The following is a 25111-nucleotide window of genomic DNA, read 5'->3' as shown; positions in this document are numbered from 1 at the left end:
ACTCCCCCGGGCGGCTCCACTACGCCCGGCCGAGTCTAGGACCTTTCGGGTATCAGAACGGGAATCGGCTGCGCCCGTGCTGGACCGAGATCCACTTCTGGGTGGTGAAGGCCTCCACCGTTGCCTCGCCGCCCAGCCGGCCCAGGCCCGAGGCCTTCTCGCCGCCGAAGGCCGCCAGCGGCTCGTCGCCGATCGTCGAGTCGTTGACGTGGATCATCCCCGTCTCGATCCGCTGCGCGAAGCGGACGCCGCGCTCCACGTTCCGCGTGTGCACGGCCCCGCTCAGGCCGTAGGGGGTGGCGTTGGTCAGCCGTACGGCCTCGTCCTCGCCGTCGAAGACCACCAGCAGGGCCACCGGGCCGAAGATCTCCTGGCTCATCAGCGGGGAGTCCTCGGGGAGGCCGGCGAGCACGGTCGGCTCGACCAGGTTGCCGCGCGTAGACCCCCGTACGAGTGCCCGCGCGCCGGATTCCACGGCCTGGTCGACCAGCGCGGTCAGGGCGTCGGCCTGGAAGGAGTTGATCAGCGGGCCGATGTGGGTGTCGGCCTCGTGCGGGTCGCCCGTCTTCAGGGCGCGCACGCGGGCGGTGAACTTCTCGGTGAACTCCTCCGCGACGGAGGCGTCGACCAGGATGCGGTTGGCGGCCATGCAGACCTGGCCCTGGTAGACGAAGCGGCTGAAGACGGCCGCGTCCACCGCGTAGTCCAGGTCGGCGTCGTCGAGGACGACGAGGGCGCTGTTGCCGCTGAGCTCCAGGACCGTCCGCTTGAAGTGGCGGGCGGCGACCGCTCCGACGTGCCGTCCGACCCGGTCCGAGCCCGCGAAGGAGATGACCTTGGGGACGGGGTGGGTCAGGAGCGCGTCGCCGATCTCGGCTATGTCGGTGACCAGGACGTTCAGCAGCCCGGCCGGCAGCCCCGCGTCCTCGAAGATCTTGGCGATGACCCCGCCGCCGACCACGGGCGCGTTCTGGTTCGGCTTGATCACCACCGCGTTGCCCAGTGCCAGCGCGGGCGCGACCGACTTCAGGGTGACCAGGAACGGGAAGTTGAAGGGGCTGATCACGGTGATCACGCCGACCGGGAGTCTCTGGACCCGGTTCTCCTTGCCCTCGACGGGCGAGCACAGGATCCGGCCCTCGGGGCGGACGGCGAGCTGCATCGCCTCGCGCATGAACTCCTTGGCGAGGTAGATCTCGTACTCGGCCTTGGGACGGGTCCCGCCGAGCTCGTCGATCATCGCCTCGACGATCTCCTTCTCGCGCTCCTCGGTGATCCGCAGGGCGCGCTCCAGGACCGCGCGTCTGGTGTACGGGCTGGTGGCGGCCCACTCCCGCTGGGCGCGCTCGGCGCCGCGGTAGGCCTGGTCCACCTGCTCGACGGTGGCCACCGTGATGGCCGCGAGCTTCTCCCCGTTGTAGGGGTTGACGTCGATGATGTCCCACGAACCGGTACCGGCCAGCCATTCGCCGTCGATGTACTGGTGAGCCAGGTCGCTGAATATGGACATGCCATCCCTTACTGCGAGCGCGCACCCGTGCGCTGCACCGGAGACCGATCGGTCGTCATGCACTGATCAGGAGTCATAGTACGTTCGAATCAAGACAGTTGGAGCAGACCACGCAGAAGATCCCGCGTCCGGTCCACGTCGGGGCAATCGGCCTGGAGCCGCTCCATCGCGCGCTCGTACTGCCCCACTTCCTCGTCCTTGTCCAGGTAGAGGGCACTGGTGAGCTGTTCCAGATAGACGATGTCCTGGAGGTCGGACTCGGGGAAGCGCAGCAGGGTGAAGGCTCCGCTCTCGCCCGCGTGGCCGCCGAAGGAGAAGGGCATCACCTGGAGCTGCACGTTGGGCCGCTGGGAGACCTCGATGAGGTGCTCCAGCTGGCCGCGCATCACGTCGCGGTCGCCGTACGGGCGGCGCAGGGCGGCCTCGTCGAGGACGGCGTGGAAGACCGGGGCGTTCTCGGACACCAGGACCTTCTGGCGCTCCAGGCGCAGCGCGACGCGGCGGTCGATCTCGGCGGCGGTGGCGCCGGGCATGCCCCGGCTGACGACGGCGTGGGCGTAGGCCTCGGTCTGCAACAGGCCGTGGACGAACTGGACTTCGTAGATGCGGATGAGCGAGGCGGCGCCCTCCAGGCCGATGTAGGTCTGGAACCAGCCGGGCAGCACGTCGCCGTAACTGTGCCACCAGCCGGTCGCGTTGGCCTCGCGGACCAGCCCCAGGAGGGACTCGCGCTCGGCGTTGTCCGTGACCCCGTAGAGCGTGAGGAGGTCCTCCACGTCTCTGGCCTTGAAGCTCACCCTTCCCAACTCCAAGCGGCTGATCTTCGATTCGGATGCGCGGATCGAGTAGCCGGCCGCCTCACGGGTGATGCCGCGGGATTCTCGGAGTCGCCTGAGCTGTGAGCCCAGGAGGATGCGGCGCACCACGGAACCGCTCGCTTCTGCGGTCACTAGTACTGCCCTCCCCATCGCAATTGGCATGCGTGCGCGTCGAGGGGCCCCCGCACCCCAGGGCCCGCAGTCTGCCACCAAAACGCATCGGCCCGTACTCGTTCTGTAACGGAATCCAGGCTCCCGGAAAAGAAGTCCGTAAGTATGCGTAGGAAGAAATGAGCAAGAACCGTCACGGGAGTGGACAGGTCCGGCGCGTGCACGTGCATCTGCCCTTGCATCCGGCTCTCCCATTCGGAACGATGGTCCCCGCGCACCTGCGTGCACTTCGCGCCGGCGCCGGACCCACCCCGCAGTTCTCTTTGGACGAGGCCGCCGCCCCGTCCGCGAATCCCGGGAGTGCCTCGCATGGGGACGAATGGATCGACCATGCTCGAGCCGTTACGGCAGGGGCTTCCCCCGGTCGATCCCACGGCTGTGTCCGGGTCCGCGTCCTGCGCCCTGCCCGCCCGCCTGGAAGCCGTCCGCGGGGCACGTTCCTTCTGCCGCTCCACCCTGTCCCAGTGGGGTCTCGACGAGCGGTTCGACGATGTCGCACTGGTCGTCTCCGAGCTCGTCACCAACGCGCTGCGCCATGCCCTGCCCGAGGACGCGCGCGGCGCGGGCGAGGCTGAGCCGCCGGTGCGGCTGCACCTGATGCGGTGGAGCACCCGGCTGGTGTGCGCGGTGCGCGACCCCAGCGAGGACCGGCCCGGGGGCTCCTTCTCCCCCGAGCGCACGGAGGAGAACTGCGACCTGGAGTCCGGGCGCGGGCTGTTCCTGGTGGACTCCTACAGCGACAGCTGGGGCTGGCACCCGCTCGCGGGCCGGCTGACCGGCAAGGTGGTCTGGGCGCTGTTCCTGCTCCACGACTGAGCGGGAACCGTCCGCCCCCAACACGACAACTGGCCGGGACTGATCTCAGTGATCATTCCCGGCCAGTGCACGTGCATGGCTCGAAGAGGTGCGCTGTTCCGTCAGCAGATCAGCCGATCAGGTGATCGAACTCGCCGTCCTTGACGCCCAGGAGCAGGGCTTCTATCTCGGCCGGCGTATAGACGAGCGCCGGGCCGTCCGGAAAGCGCGAGTTGCGCATGGCGACATCGCCGCCGGGCAGTTTCGCGAACTCCACGCAGGATCCCTGCGAGTTGCTGTGTCTGCTCTTCTGCCAGGTCAGCTCAAACAAGGAAGCGAGTTCTGCAGCTGCCATCCCGTTGTACGCGTGGTCCACAGGAAGCCCCCGATAGTGCAGATGTCAACTGCACCGGATCATAGCTGTGTTCATAAGCGCATGCATGGGCAGATGCACGTGCACGCGCGGTGCTTCCCTGATCACAGAGCGGTCCGGCCGGGGAACGCGCTCAGGGGCGCAGGGCCTGCGACACCTCGTCCAGCGAGTCCAGGAGCTGCTCGCCGGCCTCCCGCAGCAGCCCCGGACCGGGCCCGTCCCCGTCCGCCAGCACCGCCCTGACCTCGTCCCATGCCGGGACCCGGCGCTCCCGTACCGCCTTCGCGCCCGCCTCGGTCGCGGTCCGCACCGCCCGCGCCAGGGCGGCCGCACCGGGCACCGGCTCGTGCGCCCGGTCGGGCAGGTGGGCCTCCAGGAGCATCGCGCCGCGGCCCAGCGCGGCCACGGCGTCCCCCGCGCCGTCGGCGGCCGCGCGGGACAGGCCGCGGTGGCGCACCGGCTCCCCCGCGGCCCGGTCCAGGGCCTCCTGCCAGGCGACCCGGGCGTCGCGGGCGGCCAGCAGGGCCTCCCGTACGTCGGCCCGCCGTGCCCCGGCCGGATCGGCGTACTGGCCGAGCACGGCGGCCGCGTACCGCCCGGCGGCGGCGATCCAGTCCGCGAGGCGGGTCCGCAGCCGCGGGGTCTCCCAGGCCGGGTAGAGGGCGTAGCCGATCATCGCGAGCAGTCCGCCGACCAGGGTGAGGGCGACCCGGTCGGGCACGGTCTGGTCCCAGCGGACCCCGCCCATGCCGAGCAGGAAGACCACGTAGGCGGAGACGAAGACCTGCGAGACGGCGTACCCGGTGCGCATCAGGACGTACATCAGGCCCGCGCTCACCACGGCGAGGAGGCCGGACAGGTACATGCCGGGATGGGCGAGCTGCACGATGCCGGTGGCGACGGCCACGCCCACCAGCGTCCCGCCGAACCGGGCCACGGCGCGCGAGTAGGTCTGCGTGAAGTCCGGCCGCATGACCATCACGGAGGCCATCGGCGCCCAGTAGGCGTGCCCGAACGGCAGCGCGCGGCCGATCACCAGGCCCGCGCAGGCCACCGCGGTCACGCGCAGAGCGTGCCGCAGGATCGGGGAGCCCGGGCGCAGTTCGGCGCGCACGGCCCGCAGGACCACCGGCACCAGCCCCAGGAGGGTGGGCCGGAGCATCGACTCGCCGGGATCGGCGGTGCGCCCCGATCCGGGCTCGGCCGTCTCCAGTACGTCGTCCAGCAGGGCCGCGAGCCGGCGCGCGGCCCGCAGCGGCGCGCCGGACAGGAGGTCAGGCGTGTCGGGGGACTTCAGGACCGCCAGGGCCGGCGCGGGGAGGCGTACCGGACGCCCGTGCCGGATCGCCCGCGCGGCGGCGTCCAGCACCGCCGCGGCGGCGGCGAGCAGTTCGCGCACCACGTCCCGGCCCGGGCCCTCGGCGGGGGCCCCGACCGCCGGGTCGGCGAGCGAGGCCAGCACGGGCCGGACGCGCTCGGCGAGCCCGCGCGCGCCGTGCAGCTCGGCGGGGCGCCGGCGGGCCTGGCGCACGGTCACGGTGGCGGCGTCCCGGGCCCTCATCAGGGGCTGCGGGTCGAAGGGCGCGAGGGGGTCCTGGCGCAGGCGCCGCGCGTAGTCGGCCTCGGCGGCGAGCGCGTCGGCGAGGGCGTCGCGCTGGGCGCCCCAGCGGCGGACCGGGAACAGCACGATCAGCAGCGCCTGGACGACCCCGCCGGCGGCGATCATCGCGGCGTGGCCGGCGGCCTGCGGCACGGAGGTGGGCAGGGTGACGGTGACGAGCATGATCGCGACGTTGCCGGAGGCGATGATCCCGGCGGTGGGGCCGGCCGCCCACATCAGGCCCGCGAGGAAGGTCCAGACGGCGAGCAGGGCGAGGAAGAGCCCGATGTGCGAGGACCCGACGAGGTAGCCGACGAAGGTGGAGACGGCCAGGGTCAGTCCGGCGGCGAGGGCGAGGACGGGGCGCGGGCGCCAGCTCTTCTGGAAGGTGGCGATGGCCGCCATGAAGGCGCCGAAGGCGGAACTGGCCGCCGAGCCGGGTCCGAGCAGGGCAAGGCCGGCGGCGACGACGATGGCGAGGCCGGCGGTGGCGCGGAGCGCGACGAGCGGCTCCAGGCGGGTCCGCTCGACCGTCATGCCGACCCGGGCGGTGTCCTTCAGTGCCCGAAGCCAACTCATGGCGCCGAGCGTACCGTTTTGCCCCGGCGCGCCCTGATTCAACCCGTCCGGGGTGCGGCCCCGCCGTCAGGGGACAAACCCAGCCCCGCCGGCGTTTGAGGCGCGGGGTCTGGGGCGGAGCCCCAGCTGCCGCGGTAGCGGCGTACTCGTGCGGCCCCGGCTACCGCGGTAGCGGTGTGCGGCGGCCGCCGACGTGGGCGGCATCCGCCGCCGCCGTCCCGTCCTCCCACCCCGCGTGATCGCTCGCGCCCCGCAACCGCGTCGTCGTCGTCCGCGGGAACATCTCCTCCGCCCTCGACGTGACCGCCACGTCCCGCGCGACCAGCGCCGGCAGGCGGTCGGCCGTCCCGCTCACCGCGTGCTCCGCGTGCTCCGCCGTCTCCGCGAGCCGGCGCCCCAGCCGACTGGCGTACGCGAGCAGGAAGGACTGCCGGAAGGTCTTCGTCCGCTTGCGCCCGCCCGCGCGCTGCGCCGCCTCCGCGCGGGTCATCGCCGCCGTGCCCTGCACCAGCAGCGAGGTGTACAGCAGCTCCACCGCCTCCAGGTCGCTCTCGAAGCCCACCACCGTGGAGAACTCGAACCCGCTGTTCCACACCGCCCGGCAGCGGTTGGCGGTGGCCACCGCGTCGAGCAGCACCGCCTTGGCCTCCTCGTACGGCGGCTCCACGCCGATCCGGCAGGCCCCGGGCACCTGGGCCGGGCCCTTGCCGCCGGCGGCGAGCAGCGCCTCGTCCACGGTGTGCCGGGCCATCAGCTCCTGGGCCTTGGCGCTGAGCGCCTCCGCCTCCTCCGGGTAGGTGGTCGCCTCGGCCTTCGCGAGCAGCGCGCGGATCCGGCCGAGCATGCGCGGCTCGATGTGCGCGTGCTCGGCGAGCGCGTCCACCGGGTCGCCGGGCAGCGGGCCCACCGGCTCGATCGACGGCAGCCGGATCAGCAGCCGGAACACCTCCAGAACGGCGGTGGCCAGCGTGAACCGGTCCGTCCGCTCCCGCTGCGCGAGCCGCTCCGCGTACGAGCCGTCCTCGCCCCACCACACCTCGGCGTCGGTCCAGCGCTCCGGGAGCCGGGCGTAGCGGCGGGCCTCGGCGGCGATCACGTCCCCGGCGATCCGCAGGTGACGCTCCTCCAGGTCCCGGCGGACCAGCCGGAGCACGTCGGCCGGCTGCCAGCCCCGCTCCCACCCCTGCCGCGCGTACGCCTCCCCGCGCCCCAGCAGTTCCCGGCCGACCCCGGCCCACCGCTCGGTCTCGGCGGCCAGCAGGGACGCCCCGGTGTCCAGCCCGGTGTCGTCCTGGGCGTAGAGGGCGGCGGCGAAGGCTCGGTCGACGGTTTCGGCAAGGTCTCTCACACCTCCCAGCTTGGCATGTCCCCCTTCGCACCCCTTCCCGGCGGGGAGTCCGGGCGCGGAGCCCCCAGGCGCGGCGCGCGGGACTGTCAGACCCCGGTGGGACACTCGCACTCGTGAGCGAGAACGCCGGCCGCTGGGCCCTGGCCGAGGACGCCGACGGGCGATGGCACGCCACGCCCGTGCCCCCGGCCGCCGGCCCCCGGATCACCGTGCGCGACCCGGCGGACGCCATCCGGGCCGCGCCCCCCGCCACCCGCTGGGTCTGGCGGTCCACCGCGGCCGTGTACCCCCGCCTGCTCGCCGCCGGCGCCCGCGTCGAGCGGTGCCACGACGTCGAGGTGGCCGAGCTGCTGCTCCTCGGCCACGAGGGCCGCTTCGGCGAGCCCCGTTCGGCGGCCGCCGCCTGGGCCCGCCTCAGTAACGCCCCCGTACCGCCCGACCCGCGGCCGCGCGCCGCCGACCCCGGCGCCCAGGACTCCCTCTTCGACCCGCGGCCGGCCACCCACGTCACCCTCGACGCCCTGCTCGCCGTCCACGCCGACCAGGCGAAACGGCTCGACGCCACCGCCCACCCCGACCGCATGCGGCTGCTCACCGCCGCCGAGTCCGCGGCCTTCCTCATCGCCACCGAGATGAACCGCGCGGGCCTGCCCTGGCGGGCCGACGTCCACCGCGCCCTGCTGACCGAGCTGCTCGGCGAGCGGTACGCGGGCGGCGGGGAGCCCCGGCGCCTCGCCGAGCTGGCCGACACGATCTCCGCCGCCTTCGGCCGGCGCGTGCGCCCGGACCTGCCCGCCGACGTCGTCAAGGCCTTCGCCGAGGCCGGGATCAGGCTCACGTCCACCCGCCGCTGGACGATCCAGGAGCTGGACCATCCCGCCGTCGAGCCGCTCCTCGAGTACAAGAAGCTGTACCGGATCTACACCGCCCACGGCTGGAGCTGGCTCGCGGACTGGGTGCGCGACGGCCGTTTCCGCCCGGAGTTCATCCCCGGCGGCACCCTCACCGGCCGCTGGGTGACCAACGGCGGCGGGGCCCTGCAGATCCCCAAGGTGATCCGCCGGGCCGTCGTCGCCGATCCGGGCTGGCGGCTGGTGGTGGCCGACGCCGACCAGATGGAGCCCCGGGTGCTCGCGGCGATCTCCCGCGACCCCGCCTTCATGGAGGTGGCCGGCCGGCCGGAGGACCTCTACACCGCCGTCTCCCGCCAGGGCTTCTCCGGCGACCGCGACAAGGCCAAGATCGCCGTGCTGGGCGCCGTCTACGGGCAGACCTCCGGGGACGGCCTCAAGAACCTGGCCGCCCTGCGCCGCCGCTTCCCGCGGGCCGTGGCGTACGTGGACGACGCGGCCCGGGCCGGGGAGGAGGGCCGGCTCGTACGGACCTGGCTCGGCCGCACCTGCCCGCCGCCCGCCGAGGTCCCCGAGGAGGGCGAGGCCGGGATCCCCCAGGACCGGGAGGACTCCTGGACCCCGAGCTACGCCTCGACCAACACCCGGGCCCGCGGCCGGTTCACCCGCAACTTCGTGGTGCAGGGCAGCGCCGCCGACTGGGCCCTGCTGCTGCTCGCGGCCCTGCGGCAGACCCTGGCCGGGATGCGGGCCGAGCTGGTGTTCTTCCAGCACGACGAGGTGATCGTGCACTGCCCGGCCGAGGAGGCGGCGGCCGTCGCCGAGGCGATCCGCGCCGCCGGTGACCGGGCGGGCCGGATCGCCTTCGGCGACACCCCGGTCCGGTTCCCGTTCACCACGGCGGTCGTGGAGTGCTACGCCGACGCGAAGTAGGCGCCTGGCGGCGGCGGGAGGCGGCGGAGACGGCTGCGACGGCAGCAACGGCAGCAACGGCAGCAACGGCAGCAACGGCCTAGTCGCCGGGCCGGACCCACCCCGGCGCGAGCGCGATCTCCTGGAGCTGGGCCAGGGACAGCACGGGCGCCGCCCGGGTGGCCGTGCCGGACTGGTTGGCGGTGTTGAAGCCGGAGACGCGCACGCGCAGCCCGTCCTCGCGCAGGGTGTCCACGGACCATTCGACCACCCCCTTGCCCTTCTCGGCGGGGCCCTGCGTGATCCTCACCCGGGTGCCGTCGGGCAGCGTGGTGACCCCGGCGCCCGAGAACAGGGCGGTGAAGGCGGCCGTGTTGTCGGTCCACTGGACGCTGAGCTGCACCAGGGACTTGCCCTGGCCGTCGTCGAGCACGGCGTAGCCGTGGCCCTCCTGGCCGCCCTGGGAGAGGATCGCGATGCCGTACGGGGTCAGCAGGCTCTTCAGCGCCGCCTCGACCCGCCGTTCCCGCAGCGGGGCCGCGGGGTCCGCACCGCGGCCGGAGTCCGGCCCGGCGGGCACCTCCCGCCGGGCCGCCGGCAGGTCGTTCAGCGCCGGGTGCCACTTGTCCGAGGTGACCAGGGCCTTCAACTGGGCCGTGGTCAGCGGCGGGTCGGGCCGGCTGACCGGCGCGCCCTTCTCGGCCGGGGCGTTCCATTCGGACGCCTCGACCAGGTGGCCCCGCGGCGTCACGAGCACGGCCCGCCAGAGCTTGGTGGCCTCCCGCCGGTCCGGGTACTCGTAGCCCTGCCGGAGCAGCAGCCTGGACCCGTCGGCGAGCTGCTCGATCGTGCAGTCGTCGTACTCCTCGACGTTCTTGTCCCCGCACCGGGTCAGGTCGCGCGCGGTGCTCCCGTGCGGGTCCACCCGGGAGAGGGCCAGGCCGATGACCGCCTTGCCGTTGCCGTCGTCGTACACCCCGGACACGTACGGCGGCTCCTCGGTGCCGCGCGTCGTGGTGCCGGTCAGCGTCCCGCCGGGCAGCAGGTCCCGGAACACGGCCAGCAGCTGTTCGCCGGTGACCGCGCCGGTGCCGCCCCCGGGCAGCGCGGGTGCCCCGTCCGCCCCCGGACCGCCGCCCGACGACGCCGGCGGCCCGGCGATGAGCCCCGGGCGGGCGCCGCCGCTCCCCGAACCGCCCAACAGGCCGCCGGTGTAGGCGCCGGCCGTCCCGATCACGGCCAGGGCCAGCACCAAGCCGCCGGCCACGACGGCCCGGCGGCGTGCCACCAGGCGCCGGCCGCGCCGTTCGCCGGCGTCCACGAGGGCGTCCCGGTCGGCCGTGAAGCCGGCGCCCGCACGCCGGAGGGCTTCACCGAGTTCATCTTCGAGGGACATGAGGAACCAGACCTTCCGGTTTTGAAGGAGGGGGTGGGGCCACGAGACGGACCGGCCGCGCGCGCTCAGAGATCGGCGAACTCGGTGAGGCTGCCGCCCAGTTGGTCGCGCAGCCGGGCGAGCGCCCGCGTGGTCCGGGTACGGACCGCCGCCGAGCTGGAGTTCATCGCATCGGCGGTCTCCTCGACGCTGCGGTCCTCCCAGAACCGCAGCACCAGCACCGCCCGGTCCTTCGGCGCCAGCCGCCCCAGCGCCTCCAGCAGCGTCAGCCGCAGCGCCGGATCGGCGCCGCCGCCGGCCGGCGCCGCGCCCGGTTCGGGGAACTCCCCGACCGGGCGCTCACCTGCCGACCGGCGGCGCTGGTGCGTCAGGAAGGCCCGCACCAGCACCGTCTGCGCGTACGCCGGCGGATTGTCGATGCGCGAGATCCGCCCCCAGAGCAGGTACATCCGCCCCAGGGTCTCCTGCACCAGGTCCTCCGCGAGATGGGTGTCCCCGCTCGTCAGCAGACAGGCCGACCGGTACAGATGACCGGACCGTCCTGCCGCGAACTCCCGGAACCCGTCCCTGCGCCCCTGCCCCATCCACTCCCCCTCCCGCCCGTCTCACCCCCATGACGCGACGGGGGTGCGGACAATGTTTCAGCCCAGTTCGTGGAAGTAGACGTGGAAGCCCTCGCGGACGAAGCCCTCCGCCTCGTACAGCCCCTGCGCGACCGTGTTGTCGTACGCCGTCTCCAGCTGCACCCCGCACACCCCGGCCTCGCGCGCCCGGCGCAGCACCTCGCGCAGCAGGGCCCGGCCCGCGCCGGTGCGGCGGCCGGAGGGGGCGACGTACAGGTCGCCCAGGATCCAGACGGGCCGCATGGAGAGCGACGAGAAGGTCCGGTAGACCTGGGCGAACCCCACCGTCCCGGCGCCGGGGACGTCGGCGAGCAGGACGGTCGACTCGTCCTTCGCGAGGCGCTCCGCCAGGAAGGCCTGCGGTCGCTCCGCGTCCTTCACGTCGACCTCGTAGAACTCCAGGTAGCCGCGGAACAGCTCCGCCGCCACCTCCAGGTCCCCCTCGCCCGCGGTGCGCACCGCGACGCCCGCCCGTGCTGCCTGGCCGTTCGTGCCTGTCATACGTCTCTCCCTGGATCGGACTGCCGCGCGCCGGGACCATTGTGCGGGCAGGACGGGACGCGGGGGCAGGCCGAGGAGCGCGCGGTCAGCGGCCGGTCAGTGGCCGGTCGGTGGCCGGTCAGTGGCCGGTGACGGACTGGGCGGGCAGCGAGAACACGTGCTCGGGGGTGACGACCTTCGTGATCGCCTCGCCGAACAGCGTGCTGGGCTCGGAGCCCTGGTGGGCGATGTCCGTGTTGAGCAGCACCACCATCGTGGCCCCCGCCTGCGGCAGGTACACCACCAGCGTCCCGTAGCCGGGCAGGGAGCCGTTGTGCCCGATCCAGCCCTCGACGTTGAAGATGCCCAGGCCGTAGCCCGCGCCCGGGAGCGCCGGGTCCACCTTCAGCCGCTCGGCCTGGGTGGCGGGGGTCAGCAGGGTGCCGGTGGCCAGGGTCTTGGCCCAACTCCGCATGTCGGCGAGGTCGGAGATCATCGCCCCGGCCGCCCAGCCCCAGGAGGGGTTCCAGTTCGTGGCGTCCTCGGTCTTCCCGGAGGCCGTCTGGTCCGTGTAGCCGTGGGCGTGCGGACTGGGGAACTCCGCGCCGGTCGGGAACAGCGTGTGCTTCAGCCCGGCCGCCGCGACGACCTCGCGGTTGACGTAGTCCTCGAGCTTCTGCCCGGTCACCTTCTCCACGACCAGCCCGAGCAGGATCAGATTGGTGTTGCAGTAGAGGAAGTCCGCGCCCGGCTCGAAGAGCACGGGGTGCTTGAAGGCGTACCCGAGCAGCTCCTGCGGGGTGAACACCCGCTGGGGGTCGCTGGTCAGGGCCTTGTAGAAGTCTTCGTCCGCGGAGTAGTTGAACAGCCCGCTCCGCATGCCGGCCAGCTCGCGCAGGGTGATCCGGTCGCCGTTCGGGACCCCGTCCACGTACTGGCCGATCGGGTCGTCGAGCGCGGCCCTGCCCTCGTCGACCAGCTGGAGCAGGGCGGTCACGGTGAACGTCTTGGTCACGCTGCCGATCCGCATGTACAGGTCGGTGGCCATCGGCGCGTCCGTCGCCTTGTCCGAGATGCCGAAGGCCCGTACGTACTCGCCCTTGCCCGGCGCCGACAGGGCCACCATCACCCCGGGCACGTTCGCGTCGGCCATGGCCTTCTTGACGGCCGCGTCCAGCCGCGCGGCCACGGCCGGGGTCAGCACCGGGAAGTCCTCGACGGCGGGCGCCGCCGCCACCGCCCGGGCCGGGGAAGGCGCCGCCGCGTCTCCCGCGTATCCGGCTCCCGCGCCCAGGGGCGCCACCACGAGCACCACCGCGGCCGCTCCCACCGCCGCACTGCGCCACCGTGTCACCATGGCCGGCCTCCCGCCACGCGAAGCGAAGCCCCCCACCCTTCCCAACGTAGCCCGGCGCCCTGTCCCGGGCGACCGGGGCGGCCTGGCCGGAACCGGCCGAAGTAGTCTAAAAATCTATTCTAGAAAGGCCTCCGTACCGGCCACACTCGTGCCATGAACCAGACACCGGCCGGCTTCGGGCCGCCACCCGAACCGTTCGAGCCGCGGCCCAGCGGCACCGGTGCCGGTCCTTCCGCCCCTGGCGGCCCGGTCCGTCCGGCCCCTCCGGCCGGCCCTGCCGGTCCCTTCGGTCCCACCGGCCCCTTCGGTCCCACCGGTCCCACCGGTCCGCGCGGCCCGTTCCGGGGCCGGACCGCGGTCGTCCTGACGGCGCTGGTCTGCATCCTGCTCGTCATCGGCGGCGGAGCGTACCTCACGTTCGGCGGCGACCGGGGCAAGGACCCCGAGGCCGCCGGGGATCCGGCCAAGCCCACCGGTTCCCCCTCCGTCGACCAGGGCGACGGCAAGGGCCCCGGTGTCGGCCCCGACACCTACGACCCCAATGCCGGCATCCAGCCCGGCGAGTCCCGGGTGTGGCTGCGGGACAACCAGACCGAGCTCGCCGGGTCGGGGGCCGTGCAGTTCGGCCCGTGGCGGGTGGGCGACGTCGTGGTCAAGGCGATGTACAAGGAGGTCACCGGCTATGCGGTGGCCGACGGCCAGGAGAAGTGGAAGCTCCCCCTCCAGACCCCGCTGTGCGGAGTCCCGCGCGCCCCCTCCGCCACCGGCAAGCTCGTCGTGGCCGTGAAGGAGACCGACTCGACGACCTCGCACTGCAACCAGCTCCAGCAGATCGACCTCACCACGGGCACGGCGGGCTGGAAGGTCCCGGTACCGCAGGAGACCCGCTACGACACGGCGCTGGAATACGAGCTGGCCATCGCCGGCGACACCGTGGCCGTCGCCAGGTCGGCGGTCATGAGCGGCTTCTCGGTCACCGACGGCAGGAAGCTCTTCGGTACGTCGAACACCAACGGCTGCACCCCCAACGCCTTCGCCGGGGGCTCCAAACTGATCAGCCTCCGCTACTGCTTCCCGCCGAAGGGGCCGACCTCGGACTCGCAGGCGATGGTCGAGGAGCTGGATCCGGCCACCGGCGGCTCCAAGTGGAGCCACACGTACGACAAGGGCTGGAACATGGGCCGGGTGCTGTCCGTGGACCCGCTGGTGGTCACGGCGTACAACAAGGAAAAGAAGACCTGGAACATCACGGCGTTCACGCCCGACGGCAAGGTCCGCTCGCAGAGCGAGGCCGCCTTCGGGGTCACCGGCCGGTGCAACGGCTGGGGCAACTCGACCGGCTTCCAGGAGTGCTACGCCGCCGTGGCCGACGCCGACACGCTCTACATCGGCGCGGGCAAGCCCGGCAAGGAGCTCGGCATCGAGGACACCCTCAAGGTCGTCGCCGTCGACCTGAACACCGGCAAGGAGAAGTGGAGCACGGCCGAGCAGCCCAAGGGCCGCACCATGTGGCCGCTCGCCGTCGAGGACGGCAGGGTCGTCGTCTACGTGGCGCCCGGCAGCGGCGCGTCCGGTTCGGTCGTCTCCCTCTCCCCGGCCGACGGCTCGGCCCAGCCGCTCCTGCAGAGCCCGGCGGTGGCCGCGGGGGCCGAGGGCGTCTTCTACGACCACGGGGTCCGCATCGCCTGGGCGGGGGGACGGCTGTTCCTGCTCAACGGCAGGGTGGTCAGCCCGGAGCCCAAGGCCGCGAGCCGCGCGATCCTCTCCTTCGGCAAGTAGCCGAACGGGCACAGGCACACGGGCAAACGGGCAAACGGGCAAAATAGGGGGACACGTGCAGAACCCGTACCAGCAGGACGGCTTCGGCCCGCCGGAATGGCCGCCGCCGCAGTACCGGCCGCCGCAGCCGCCACCACAGCAGCCACAGCCGGTGCCGCAGCCGCGGCCGCGTCAGGTACGGCAGCGGACCGTCGTCGGCATCTGCGTGCTGACCGTGGTGGCGGTCGCGGCCGCCGTCACCGCCATCGTGTACGTCCGGAACGGCGACGAGGGCGGTGCCGCGCCGGCCGACCCGACGAAGCCGCTCATCGCGGGCTGGAAGACCGTGGTCAACCCCCAGCACGGCACCGCCTTCGACGTCCCGCCGGACTGGGAGGTCGCCGCGCCCACCGTCTTCAGCGGCTACACCGACCGCAAGGACCCCGACAAGGTCCTCATCGGGCACACGGCGCCCGCCTTCTACAAGTCCCAGTGGTGCAGCATCGACGCGAGCGGCGACGGCCGGATCGACGACGTGAAGCTCGCCTCCTCCGGGACCAAGGGCGCCGAAGGGGCCAAGGACACCGCCGAGGTCGCCGAGAAGAGCGCGCCGACCTGGGTCTACGCCGCCCACACCCAGCCCGACAAATCCCTCGTGACCTGGGACAAGCCGGTGGAGTACCGCACGAAGGCCGGCGTCAAGGGCACGTACGTCAAGGCCCGCTCCGCGGGCGCCCCGCAGCCCAACCGCTGCGCCGGCGACGGTCAGGCGGTGGTCTTCGGCTTCCAGAACTCCAAGGGCGGCTTCGTCGCGTGGGACTTCCACGGCCGCACGGGCGTGCCCGGCGCCGTCCGCGACGACCTGATCATGCGCATCATGAGCACCGTCCGCCTCGCCGGCGATCCCAAGGAGCCCGAGCCCGTCGCTCCCTGACCGCCGCGGCCGTTCGCCCTCGACCGTTCGCCCTCGACCGCTCGCTCCCCGGTCCCGATGTGCCGGATTCGGATGCATGCTCTATGTTGCAGGGGCAAAACACGGGGGACTTCGTATGGCGCACGCGCAGCGGCCGCGCCCCGGAGCGGTGGTTGGCGCTCGACGAGCCGAGACTGAGGCAACGGACGACGGATGGCACGGGACTACGACAGCCAGCTTCTGGAATCGGTGGCGGTACGCCGCCGCAGGATGAGGGACGCCCTGCTGTTCGGCGCGCAGCGTGCACGGCGCACTGCGGACGAGCGGCTCGGGAAGCTCTTCGCGGGCATCGCCATCGCGGCCGTCCTGTGCGCGGGCTGCGTCGGCTGGTCCTTCATCCAGCACACGCTCGCGAAGCAGAAGGCCGAGCAGCAGCAGAAGCAGCAACAGCAACAGCAGGGCCAGGTGCAGCCGCTGGGACAGCCGTCGGCCGCGCAGCCGTCCGGACCGGCCGGCGCGCCGGCGGCCCCGTCCCCGTCGAAGTCGGCGAAGCCGTCGAAGCCTCCGAAGACGACGCAGCCCACACCCTCGGCCCCGGCCAAGTCGCCCAAGCCGACGCAGTCGTAGGGGCCGGCACGGCCGTAGTCGTAGAGGAAGAAGCAGAGGCTCGTGCGGATCCGGGAGAGTTCACAGTCCGGCAGCAGCGCCTTGTCCCCCTTGGCCCGAAAGGTCGCAATCCCGCGATGATAGGTTCCCGTAAGTGGTGAGCACAGCAACGACTTCCCGGGCACAACTGAGCCGGGTGACCCTGGTCGGCGAGCGGCGCCGGGCCGATGTGGTCCTGCCCTCCGACACTCCGATCGGGCAGCTGCTGCCGGACATATTGCAGCTGCTCGACGACCGGGCCGCGACCCGCCCGCTGACCCGTCAGCTGATCACGTCGGACGGCTCCGCGCTGCCGCACGAGAGCACGCTCGCGTCGGCCGGGATAGCCGACGGCGCCGTCCTGCGGCTCGTCAGGAGCCACTCCGCGCCGCCCGCCCCCGTGGTCCACGACGTCACCGACCTGGTGTCCGACGACCTCGACCTGCAGGCCTGGCGCTGGCGTCCCGCCGCCCGGCGGGGCAGCGCGGGCGTGGCGACCGTCGCCCTCACGGTGACCGCCGCACTGCTCGCCCGCCGCGAGTTCGGACTCGAATCGCTGGCCGGCGCGCTGACCGCCGTCACGCTCGTCCTGATGGCGGCCGGCGCCCTCGTCTCCCGGATCGGGCAGGGCAACCGCGGCCTGGCCACGGCTCTCCTGCTCGCCTCCGGCGGGCTGGGCCTGCTCACCGCGTGGACCGCCGCGGACGCCTACCACTGGTCGGGCAGCGCACGGCTCGCCGCCGTCGCGGGCGCGCTCGTCCTGACCCTGCTGCTGCTCGGCTACTTCTCGCCGCTCGGCCGCGGCGGGCTCTTCGGCGCCGTGGCCACCGCGGTGATCACCGCCCTGTGGGAGGCCGTCGCCGCCCTCCAGGGCGACCCGGCCCGGCTCGGCGCGGTCATGGCCCTCGTCTCCGTGGTGCTGCTCGGCCTGCTGCCGCGGCTCGCCCTGATGGCCTCGGGGCTCACCGCGCTCGACGACCGCCGCTCGGGCGGGGCCTCCGTCAGCCGCCACGAGGTGGGCAACGCGCTCGCCGCCACGCACCGCGGGCTGGCCCTCGCGACGATCGCCACCGCGATCTCGGCGGCGGCCGCCGGCTGGCTGCTGACGCTGGCCGACGAGCCGTCCGTGTGGACGGTGGCACTGCCCGCGCTCGTCGCCGTGGTGCTCCTGTCGAGGGCGCGGGCCTTCCCGCTGGTCGCCGAGGTCGTGGCGCTGATCGCCGCCGCGGTGCTGCTCGTCGTACGCCTCGTGATGCTGTGGACCGAGCACGGCGGGGGCGCCGGACCGCTCGCCGTCCTGGGTCTGGCGGGGCTGCTGCCCCTGCTCGTCCTCGCGGTGCAGCCGCCCGAGCACGTGCAGGTCCGGCTGCGGCGCACGGCCGACCTCGTCGAATCGGTGGGCATGGTGGGGCTCTTCCCGCTCGCCGTCGGGGTGTTCGGCGTGTACGGGCAGCTGCTCAACAAGTTCTGAGGAAGAGGGCAGGCGCAGACATGCGACACGGAGACAACTGGCAGGGCGACGTCCTGCGCGACCTCAGGGGCGGAGCGCAGCCTCCCGCACAGGGCCCCGGCGGCCCCCAGCAGCCGACGCCGGGCGCGGGCGGCCCGCAGCACCCGGGTCAGGGCGGCGCGCAGCACCCGGGTCAGGGCGGCCCGCTGCACCCGGGTCAGGGCGGCGCGCAGCACCCGGGTCAGGGCGGCGCGCAGCACCCGGGTCAGGGCGGCGCGCAGCACCCGGGTCAGGGCGGCGCGCAGCACCCGGCGCCGGGCCCCGGCGGCCCGCAGTATCCGGCGCCCGGTCCCGCCCCGCAGGCCCCCGCCCCCGGCGCCCCGGACCCCGCGTACGGATACCCGCCGCAGGGCCCGGCCGGAGCGCCGGCGGCCCAGCCCCCCGGCGCACCCCACTCCGCGCCCCACTCCGCGCCCCAGGGCCACCCGGCGCCGCAGGCCCCGCCGCAGCCCGCGTACGCCTCCGCGGGACACCGGCAGGGGGCCCCGGCCCCCGAGTCCCGGCCCGCCGTGGACCGGAACCTCGCCGGTGCGGGCCGCAAGCCCAGGCGCGGTGAGCCCTTCGCGGCCCGCGCCCTGCGCGCCGTACGCAGAACCGTTTCCTCCTCCGCCGCCCGCGAAGTGGCCGAGGCCACCCGCGCCGCCGAGCTGCTCCAGCAGCCCGTGACCACCGGCCGGCAGATCGCCGTCACCTCCATCCGCGGCGGCGCCGGCAAGTCCACGGTCGCCGCCCTGCTCGGCACCACATACGCGCACTACCGGCAGGACCCCGTCCTCTTCGTCGAGGCCGACCCCGCCCTGGGCTCGCTGCCGATCCGCCTCGGCGCCGAGACCCTGCGCTGGACCACCGGCGACGTCGCGGACATCGTCGAACCCCAGATGTCGCTGCTCGACGTCACCGGCTATCTCGTACAGCTCCGCGACAACGCCTGGCTGCTGCCCGGCAGCCAGGGCCAGATCGGCGCGATGCTCGACACCCGGGCCTACGAGCGGGCCATGGTCGCGCTGCGCCGCTACTTCGGCGTGACCGTCGTCGACTGCGAGACCCTGCCCGCCGAGGTGGCCCGCGTCGCGCTCTCCGCCTCCCAGGCCCGCGTCCTGGCGGCGCCCGCCACCCTGGACGGCGTCACCAGCACGTACGCGGTCCTCCAGTGGATGCAGGGCCTGCCCCCGCACGTCATGGCGAGCACGGTCGTCGTGCTCACCGAGCAGGCGCCGCACTCCGGCATCGACCTCGCCGAGGCCGCCCGCACCATCCAGGCCGCCGGGCCGAGCGTCCACGTCCTGCCGTACGACCGCCACCTGGCCGACGGCGGCCGGATCCGTACCGAACTGCTCGCCCACTCGACCAGGCAGACCGCCGCCCGGCTCGCCGCGGACGTCTTCCAGCTCTCCCAGAAGCGCCACTGACGATGAGTACCCGACTGATCCACCGCCCGGCGCGGACCATCCGGCCCCCGGCCGCCCCCGCCGCACGCACCATCGAGGCCCCGCCCAACCTCCCCGAGGGGAAGGCCGGCAACATCGCGATGTCGCTGCTGCCCGTGGCCGGGGTCATGTCGTCCGTCGTGATGATGACGGTCGTGCGCAACAGCCAGTTCGCCGCGCTCGGCGCGCTGATCCTCGTCGTCACCATCATCGGCTCCCTCACCCTCGTCTTCTCGCAGCGCGGCAAGGCCCAGCGCACCCGCCGCACCCAGCGCGAGGCCTACCTCGCCTACCTGGAGGACCTGCGCGAGGAACTCGCCGGCGAGGAGCGCGAACGCGGCGAGCACGCCGACGTGCTCAACCCGCCGCCGCACGCCCTGTACGACATCGTCCGCGACCCGGCCCGGCTGTGGGAGCGCCGCCGCGTCGACGGCGACTTCCTGCGCGTGCGCGTCGGCACCGGCGAGATGCCCGTACGCGACCTGCAGATCGGCCAGCAGGGATCGACCGTCCTGACCCCGCCCGACCAGTTCATGCTCAACGAGGCGTCGGCGCTGACGACCCGCTTCCGCAACGGCACCGAACTCCCCCTCACCGTCCCCCTCGACCGCGTCGGCAACATCAGCGTCATCGGCCCCCGCGAGGACTGCCTGCGCGTCGCCCGCGCCCTGCTGGTCCAGACGGCCGCCCTGCACGCCCCCGACGACGTCGCGATCGCGCTCGCCGTCCCCGGCGACCGGCTCGACGACTGGGAGTGGGCCAAGTGGATGCCGCACCTCCTGGACACCGAGCAGCTCGACGGCCCCGTCGCCGCCCGCCGCATCGCCCCCTCCCCGGCCCAGCTCGCCCGGCAGGTCGGCCCCGAGCTGCGCCGCCGCGCCTCCTACGCCGCCGAGGTGCGCCGCGGACTGTCCGGCAAGGACGCCCTGGCCATGACCTCCCGGCTGCTCGTCGTGACCGACGGACACGGTGAGGACGCCGTCGAACTGCCCCGCCCCGATGACGCGGTCGGCCTGCGCGAGATGGGCGTCACCGTCCTCCACCTGCTCGAACAGCGGGTCCAGGAGCCGGGACACGTCGGCGTACGGATCACCGTCGAAGACGACCGGATCCTCATCGAGGACCTCCGCCAGGACGAGTCCATCAGCGCCCACGGCACCGTCGACGAGGTCGGCATCCCCTTCGCCGAGGGCCTCGCCCGCATGCTCGCCCCGCTGCGCCTGTCCGCCGAATCCCTCATCGACGCCCCGCTGTCCGGCCCGGTCGACTTCGCCGACCTGCTCGGCATCGACGACGTGGCCCGCCTCGACCTGCCCAGCCTGTGGGCCCCGCGCGGCGAACGCGCCTTCCTGCGCGTGCCCATCGGTATCAGCGACTCCCGCGAGCCCGTCCTGCTGGACCTGAAGGAATCCTCCGAACTGGGCATGGGCCCGCACGGCCTGTGCGTCGGCGCCACCGGTTCCGGCAAGTCCGAACTGCTGCGCACCCTCGTCCTCGCCCTGGTGGCCACCCACCCGCCGGAGGACCTCGCCCTGGTCCTCGTCGACTACAAGGGCGGCGCCACCTTCGCACCGTTCGCGGACCTGCCGCACGTCGCCGGAGTCATCACCAACCTGGAGAACCAGGCCGGCCTCGTCGAACGCGTCCACGCCTCGCTCGCCGGCGAGGTCAAGCGCCGCCAGCAGGTCCTCAAGGACGCCGGCAACGTCGCCGACATCGGCGACTACGCCGCGCTGCGCGCCGAACGCCGGCCCGACCTGGACCCGCTGCCGCACCTGTTCGTCGTCATCGACGAGTTCGGTGAACTGCTCACCGCCAAGCCCGACTTCATCGACCTGTTCCTGTCCATCGGCCGCATCGGGCGCTCCATCGGCGTGCACCTGCTGCTGTCCAGCCAGCGCATCGAGGGCGGCAAGCTCAAGGGCCTGGACACGTACCTCTCCTACCGGCTGGGCCTGCGCACCTTCTCCGCCGACGAGTCCCGCACGGTCCTGGACACCACCGACGCCTTCCACCTGCCTCCGCTGCCCGGCTTCGGCTACCTCAAGGTCGACACCAGCCACTACGAGCGGTTCAAGGCCAGCTACGTCTCCGGCGCCTACCGGGGCCCCGTACAGCGCGCCGAAGACGAGGACACCGGCCCCCTCGCCCTGGAGTACGAAGCCTTCAACACCCTGTCCAAGCCGGAGAGCACCGGCGCCCCGGAGCCCTCCGCCCGCCGCCGCGAGACCGGGCCCACCGAGATGGGCGTCATCGTCGACCAGCTGCGGGGCGCCGCCGGACCGGTGCGCCGCATCTGGCTGCCCCCGCTGCCCGAGGCGATCTCCCTGGACGCGGTCGCCGGCCCCCTCGACGTGGGCGCGCGCGGCATGCAGCTCGCCAAGCGCCGCGGGCGGCTGTCGGTCCCGCTCGGCCTGCTCGACGACCCGACCAGGCAGTGGCAGGGCGAGTGGTACCTCGACCTGACCGTCGCGGGCGGCCACGCGGCCGTCATCGGCGGCCCGCAGTCCGGCAAGACCACCCTGCTGCGCACCCTGGTCCTCTCGCTCGCGCTGACCCACACCCCGCAGGAGGTCGGCGTCTACGGCCTCGACCTGGTCGGCGGCGGCCTCCAGGCCCTGTCGGGCCTGCCGCACGTCGGCGGGATCGCGGGACGCGCCGACCGCGAGCGCGCGGCCCGTACCGTCGAAGAGGTGCGCACGATGCTCGCCCTGCGCGAGGACGTGTTCCGCGAGCACAACATCGACTCCGTGGAGCAGCTGCGCACCCTGCACGCGGCCGGCCGGCTGCCCCAGCTGGCCTCCGCCGAGATCGTCCTGGTCATCGACGGGTTCGGCGCGCTGCGCGACGACTTCGAGGAGCTGGACGACGCCGTCGTCGACATCCTCAAGCGCGGCGGCGGCTACGGCATCCACGTCGTCGCCGGCATGCTCCGCTGGAACGACGTGCGCATCGCCACCCAGTCGAACTTCGGCACCCGCGTGGAGCTGCGCCTCAACGACCCCAGCGAGTCCAGCATCGAGCGCAAGCTCGCCGAGACCCTCTCGCCCGACGAGCCCGGCCGCGTCCTCACCGACGGCAAGCTCTTCGCGCAGGTGGCACTGCCCCGTACGGACGGCCTGCGCGAGACGGGCGAGCTGGGCGCGGTGCTGGAGCGCACCGCCCGTACGATCCGCGCCACCTGGAGCGGCGAGGCCGCCCAGCCGGTACGGGTGCTGCCGCACCTGCTGGAGCCGCACCTGCTGCCGGGCCCGGTCGCCGAACCGAAGCGGGTCCCGATCGGCCTCGACCAGAGCGCGCTGGCGCCCGTACTGCTGGACCTGTTCCGGCACGACCAGCACCTGCTGGTCATGGGCGACAGCGAATGCGGCAAGACGAACCTGCTGAAGACGATCGCCGGCGGCCTCATCGAGCGCTACGGCGAGGACGAGCTGGTCTTCGCCGTCATGGACCCGCGGCGCAGCCTGCGCGGCGCCGTCCCTGAGGAGTTCAACGGCGGCTACGCCTACAACGCCAAGATGTGCGCCGGGCTGGCCGCGGGCATCGCCACCGAGCTGGAACGGCGGCTGCCCGACGACAGCGCCCCGCTGGAGGACCTGGAGCCGGGCAGCTGGGGCGGCGGACCGCGGATCGTGGTCCTCGTCGACGACTACGACGTGCTCACCACCGCGGGGCAGTCGCCGCTCGCGCCGTTCGTTCCGTACATCCCCTCGGCGGTCGACATCGGCCTGCACTTCGTCCTGACGCGCCGCGTCGCGGGCGCCTCGCGCGGCATGTACGAGCCGCTGGTGCAGGGCCTGCGCGAATCGGGGGCCTCGGCGGTCGTCATGGCGGGCGACCGCAGCGAGGGCCAGCTGTTCCCGGGGGTGTACGCCTCCCAGCAGCCCGCCGGCCGCGGTGTGCTGATCCGCAGGGGCCAGTCCAACCGCCTGATCCAGACCGTGTTCACGCCCGAATAGCCCTCTGTCCCGCCCCGCCCCGCCCCTCCCCTCCCCGCCCCCGCCCGCCCGCCCGCCACCTGCCTGAAACCGGACTGCGAAGGACCGTACGACCCCATGACCAAGGACGTCATAGCCCTCACCCCGAAGATGCCCGAACCGTGGGCGGTGCTCGCCGGCCTCCTCTCCGGAGGCCCGGACAAGCTGGTGGACACCACGGGCGAGGGGGCGGTCGTCCAGCTCTGCGACGAGCAGGGACGGCCGCTGGTCTCGGTCGAGGCGCCGCTGCTGGTCCAGGTCGAGGGGGAGGCCGAACGGCTGCTCGGAGCCACCCCGCCGCGCGTTCCGTTCTGGTGGACGGAGGCCCGCGCCACCACCGGCGTCCCCGACGCCGAGCGCCTCGCGGGCACCTTCGCGGCCCGCCTGACCACCCTCGCGGGGGGCACCGCCTGGCCGCCGGAGGCGGCGCGCTCGCTGGGCGTGGTGCGGACCGACGGGGTCAGCGTGGCGCCCACGCCCGCCGCGGCGCAGCCCGCCGTCGACGTGCTGACCCCCAACGTGGCCGTGGTCATCATGGACCGCCCGGTCGTCGCCATGACGGCCTGGCTCTCCGACGCCTTCCGGGCCGCCGCGGCCGCCGAGCGGGGCCTCCAGATCGTCACCCCGCCCGGCACCGTGCTGTCCCCGGCGATGTTGGCCAACATGCCGGAATGGCCCTCGCGGTGGGTCGTACAGGACGAGCGCGAGGGCTACTACGACGGGCTCTCGGGCGCCGTGCTGCGCTGGCAGGAGGGCATGTTCGCCACCGTGGTGTCCGAGGACGCCACCGAGGACGACCCGCGGACGCCCGTCGCCGCCTCGTACCAGGAGGTCGCGGAGACGGCCGAGCGACAGCTCGCCCTCACCTACCGCACCATCCACCCCGCGGACGACCGCCTCGTCCTCGGCGGCTCCCTGGAGACGGTGTGGCGCGAGCTGACCGGCGAGCCCCCGGCGGGCTGGGGCACGGCCGAACCGGCCAACCTGCCCTGGTCCCCGGGCCGGCTCACCGACGTGGCGTTCGCCCGGGCCCCCGAGCCGACCTGGTTCGTGGTCGTCGGCAGCCCCGAGCGGCCCGGCCTCGCCACCGTGCGGATCAGCCGTACGAAGGCGGGCGTCGAGGAGACCGTGACGCTGGCGCTCGGCTACGGAGCGGGCGAGGAGCCCCCGCTGGACGCCCTGCCCCGCACCGCGGAGGCCCTCGCCACCCGCCACCACCTCCAGTCGATGCTCGTACAGCTCCGCAAAGCGCGCCGCGACCTGCTGGTGCCGCCGCGCTTCGAGGGGCCGGGCGTACCGCTGGCCTTCGTCCTGGGCTCGGAGGAGGTCCGGGCGATGCCCGACGACCGCGCCCGCCGCACCCCGCTGGCCGAACAGCCCGTGCGGCTGGGACCCAAGACCCGCCCGGCGTACTACTACCCGCTGCCGGGGGACCCGTCGGACCTGTCGGGGTGGGCCGTCTTCGAGCGGCTGATGGGCCATCTGAAGGGCTCGTGAAGACCTCTGGCGGGTTTGTCATGGGTGCGTCACAACCAGCTCGTTGCTGGTTGCAGGAGCGATGTGGCTCAATAACACTGGACATGTTTACGGTCGTTCGGATGTACGGGGGTGTGGGATGAAGTTCGACATGGGGACGCAGGTTCTGACGAATCTGATGTCGGGGTCGCGGAACTCGAATACGGATCTGGGTTCGCTGATCAAGCAGCTGGTGGCGGCGGCGCAGCCGTTGGAGGGCAAGTTCCAGGGTCAGGGCAAGGCGGCGTTCGATTCGTTCAAGCTGCGTGCCGATGACATCGCGAAGGAGCTGAACGCTTCGCTGGCGGCGATCCTGGGCGGTCAGTCGGGGATGGAGCAGGCGTTCGGGTCGGGTGACACGGAGCAGGGTGAGAACGCGCGTCAGCAGCAGGGAGCGGCGAACTTCGACGGGGCTCGTTTCCGGGGCCGCTAGGGCTGCCTGCCTGCCTGTCCGTTCTTCTTCTTCTTCTGATTCTGATGGTTGTTCTTCGCGGGGAGTGTGGTTGTGGTGGCTGGTGGGACGGATCGTCGTGCGTATGACGTGGGTGCCTCG

General features: G+C 73.4%; 18 protein-coding genes and 1 pseudogene. 10 read left to right on the top strand and 9 right to left on the bottom strand.

What is annotated here, in order from left to right; translation table 11 throughout:
* Nucleotides 1-52: 52 nt before the first annotated feature.
* A complete protein-coding gene (locus ACFWP3_RS34500) occupies nt 53-1510 on the bottom strand; it encodes an aldehyde dehydrogenase family protein (RefSeq protein ID WP_384229077.1) in 1458 nt (485 codons plus the stop codon).
* 89 nt (nt 1511-1599) lie between these two features.
* On the bottom strand, nt 1600-2478 hold the full coding sequence (locus ACFWP3_RS34495) for a helix-turn-helix domain-containing protein (protein WP_384229075.1): 879 nt from the start codon (nt 2476-2478) through the stop codon (nt 1600-1602).
* A gap of 330 nt (nt 2479-2808) precedes the next feature.
* On the opposite strand from ACFWP3_RS34495, the gene ACFWP3_RS34490 reads away from it, so the two are divergent.
* Nucleotides 2809-3315, top strand: a complete 507-nt coding sequence (locus ACFWP3_RS34490; protein WP_384229073.1) for an ATP-binding protein — start codon at nt 2809-2811, stop codon at nt 3313-3315.
* 109 nt (nt 3316-3424) lie between these two features.
* Here ACFWP3_RS34490 and ACFWP3_RS34485 read toward each other — a convergent pair whose 3' ends face one another.
* From ACFWP3_RS34485 to ACFWP3_RS34475, 3 genes are all read right to left on the bottom strand, one after another.
* Nucleotides 3425-3670: a DUF397 domain-containing protein gene (locus ACFWP3_RS34485; protein ID WP_030656519.1), complete on the bottom strand. Its 246-nt coding sequence runs from the start codon at nt 3668-3670 to the stop codon at nt 3425-3427.
* A 130-nt stretch (nt 3671-3800) separates the two neighbouring features.
* Nucleotides 3801-5846 carry an FUSC family protein gene (locus ACFWP3_RS34480; protein WP_384229071.1) on the bottom strand — a complete coding sequence of 682 codons (2046 nt, stop codon included), beginning with the start codon at nt 5844-5846 and terminating at the stop codon, nt 3801-3803.
* Between the two features lie 160 nt (nt 5847-6006).
* Entirely contained in the window at nt 6007-7194 is a 1188-nt protein-coding gene (locus ACFWP3_RS34475) for a DUF2786 domain-containing protein (protein WP_384229069.1), read from the bottom strand.
* Between the two features lie 113 nt (nt 7195-7307).
* On the opposite strand from ACFWP3_RS34475, the gene ACFWP3_RS34470 reads away from it, so the two are divergent.
* Nucleotides 7308-8978 (top strand): bifunctional 3'-5' exonuclease/DNA polymerase, encoded by a 1671-nt coding sequence (locus tag ACFWP3_RS34470; RefSeq protein WP_384229067.1) that lies wholly within the window; start codon nt 7308-7310, stop codon nt 8976-8978.
* 79 nt (nt 8979-9057) lie between these two features.
* On the opposite strand, the gene ACFWP3_RS34465 is transcribed toward ACFWP3_RS34470, so the two are convergent.
* From ACFWP3_RS34465 to ACFWP3_RS34450, 4 genes are all read right to left on the bottom strand, one after another.
* Entirely contained in the window at nt 9058-10353 is a 1296-nt protein-coding gene (locus ACFWP3_RS34465) for a hypothetical protein (protein WP_384229064.1), read from the bottom strand.
* Nucleotides 10354-10418: 65 nt separating this feature from the next.
* The gene (locus ACFWP3_RS34460) at nt 10419-10937 is read right to left on the bottom strand and encodes a SigE family RNA polymerase sigma factor (protein ID WP_384229062.1); all 519 of its coding nucleotides are present in this window, start codon (nt 10935-10937) and stop codon (nt 10419-10421) included.
* A 57-nt stretch (nt 10938-10994) separates the two neighbouring features.
* Entirely contained in the window at nt 10995-11477 is a 483-nt protein-coding gene (locus ACFWP3_RS34455; RefSeq protein ID WP_384229059.1) for a GNAT family N-acetyltransferase, read from the bottom strand.
* A 118-nt stretch (nt 11478-11595) separates the two neighbouring features.
* Complete coding sequence (locus ACFWP3_RS34450; RefSeq protein WP_384229057.1) at nt 11596-12813, bottom strand: serine hydrolase domain-containing protein; 1218 nt, start codon at nt 12811-12813, stop codon at nt 11596-11598.
* A gap of 153 nt (nt 12814-12966) precedes the next feature.
* Between ACFWP3_RS34450 and ACFWP3_RS34445 the strand changes: the two genes are divergently transcribed.
* From ACFWP3_RS34445 to ACFWP3_RS34410, 8 genes and pseudogenes are all read left to right on the top strand, one after another.
* Nucleotides 12967-14592 carry a PQQ-binding-like beta-propeller repeat protein gene (locus ACFWP3_RS34445; RefSeq protein ID WP_384229054.1) on the top strand — a complete coding sequence of 542 codons (1626 nt, stop codon included), beginning with the start codon at nt 12967-12969 and terminating at the stop codon, nt 14590-14592.
* Nucleotides 14593-14647: 55 nt separating this feature from the next.
* Nucleotides 14648-15505: a hypothetical protein gene (locus ACFWP3_RS34440; RefSeq protein ID WP_384229051.1), complete on the top strand. Its 858-nt coding sequence runs from the start codon at nt 14648-14650 to the stop codon at nt 15503-15505.
* Nucleotides 15506-15697: 192 nt separating this feature from the next.
* Nucleotides 15698-16006, top strand: a pseudogene (locus ACFWP3_RS34435) (hypothetical protein); the annotation flags it as partial.
* 238 nt (nt 16007-16244) lie between these two features.
* A complete protein-coding gene (eccD, locus tag ACFWP3_RS34430; RefSeq protein WP_384229049.1) occupies nt 16245-17600 on the top strand; it encodes a type VII secretion integral membrane protein EccD in 1356 nt (451 codons plus the stop codon).
* Between the two features lie 20 nt (nt 17601-17620).
* Nucleotides 17621-19048 carry a MinD/ParA family protein gene (locus tag ACFWP3_RS34425; protein WP_384229046.1) on the top strand — a complete coding sequence of 476 codons (1428 nt, stop codon included), beginning with the start codon at nt 17621-17623 and terminating at the stop codon, nt 19046-19048.
* A 2-nt stretch (nt 19049-19050) separates the two neighbouring features.
* Nucleotides 19051-23025 carry a type VII secretion protein EccCa gene (gene eccCa, locus ACFWP3_RS34420; RefSeq protein WP_384229044.1) on the top strand — a complete coding sequence of 1325 codons (3975 nt, stop codon included), beginning with the start codon at nt 19051-19053 and terminating at the stop codon, nt 23023-23025.
* 96 nt (nt 23026-23121) lie between these two features.
* Nucleotides 23122-24540 carry a DUF6177 family protein gene (locus ACFWP3_RS34415; RefSeq protein WP_384229041.1) on the top strand — a complete coding sequence of 473 codons (1419 nt, stop codon included), beginning with the start codon at nt 23122-23124 and terminating at the stop codon, nt 24538-24540.
* A 118-nt stretch (nt 24541-24658) separates the two neighbouring features.
* Entirely contained in the window at nt 24659-24991 is a 333-nt protein-coding gene (locus tag ACFWP3_RS34410) for a hypothetical protein (protein ID WP_384229039.1), read from the top strand.
* Nucleotides 24992-25111: the final 120 nt, after the last annotated feature.

It is taken from the genome of Streptomyces sp. NPDC058525, assembly GCF_042719495.1.
Lineage (GTDB): Bacteria > Actinomycetota > Actinomycetes > Streptomycetales > Streptomycetaceae > Streptomyces.
Note: the sequence above shows the minus strand (reverse complement) of the source record. Positions and strands in the feature narration are given on the sequence as shown.

What these genes read in the sequence shown, in the direction of transcription:
- ACFWP3_RS34495 (WP_384229075.1), bottom strand. Translation starts at nt 2,478, where the DNA reads ATGGGGAGGGCAGTACTAGTGACCGCAGAAGCGAGCGGTTCCGTGGTG.
- ACFWP3_RS34415 (WP_384229041.1), top strand. Translation starts at nt 23,122, where the DNA reads ATGACCAAGGACGTCATAGCCCTCACCCCGAAGATGCCCGAACCGTGG.
- ACFWP3_RS34480 (WP_384229071.1), bottom strand. Translation starts at nt 5,846, where the DNA reads ATGAGTTGGCTTCGGGCACTGAAGGACACCGCCCGGGTCGGCATGACG.
- ACFWP3_RS34425 (WP_384229046.1), top strand. Translation starts at nt 17,621, where the DNA reads ATGCGACACGGAGACAACTGGCAGGGCGACGTCCTGCGCGACCTCAGG.
- ACFWP3_RS34500 (WP_384229077.1), bottom strand. Translation starts at nt 1,510, where the DNA reads ATGTCCATATTCAGCGACCTGGCTCACCAGTACATCGACGGCGAATGG.
- ACFWP3_RS34445 (WP_384229054.1), top strand. Translation starts at nt 12,967, where the DNA reads ATGAACCAGACACCGGCCGGCTTCGGGCCGCCACCCGAACCGTTCGAG.
- ACFWP3_RS34465 (WP_384229064.1), bottom strand. Translation starts at nt 10,353, where the DNA reads ATGTCCCTCGAAGATGAACTCGGTGAAGCCCTCCGGCGTGCGGGCGCC.
- eccCa (WP_384229044.1), top strand. Translation starts at nt 19,051, where the DNA reads ATGAGTACCCGACTGATCCACCGCCCGGCGCGGACCATCCGGCCCCCG.
- ACFWP3_RS34490 (WP_384229073.1), top strand. Translation starts at nt 2,809, where the DNA reads ATGGGGACGAATGGATCGACCATGCTCGAGCCGTTACGGCAGGGGCTT.
- ACFWP3_RS34450 (WP_384229057.1), bottom strand. Translation starts at nt 12,813, where the DNA reads ATGGTGACACGGTGGCGCAGTGCGGCGGTGGGAGCGGCCGCGGTGGTG.
- ACFWP3_RS34460 (WP_384229062.1), bottom strand. Translation starts at nt 10,937, where the DNA reads ATGGGGCAGGGGCGCAGGGACGGGTTCCGGGAGTTCGCGGCAGGACGG.
- ACFWP3_RS34410 (WP_384229039.1), top strand. Translation starts at nt 24,659, where the DNA reads ATGAAGTTCGACATGGGGACGCAGGTTCTGACGAATCTGATGTCGGGG.
- ACFWP3_RS34455 (WP_384229059.1), bottom strand. Translation starts at nt 11,477, where the DNA reads ATGACAGGCACGAACGGCCAGGCAGCACGGGCGGGCGTCGCGGTGCGC.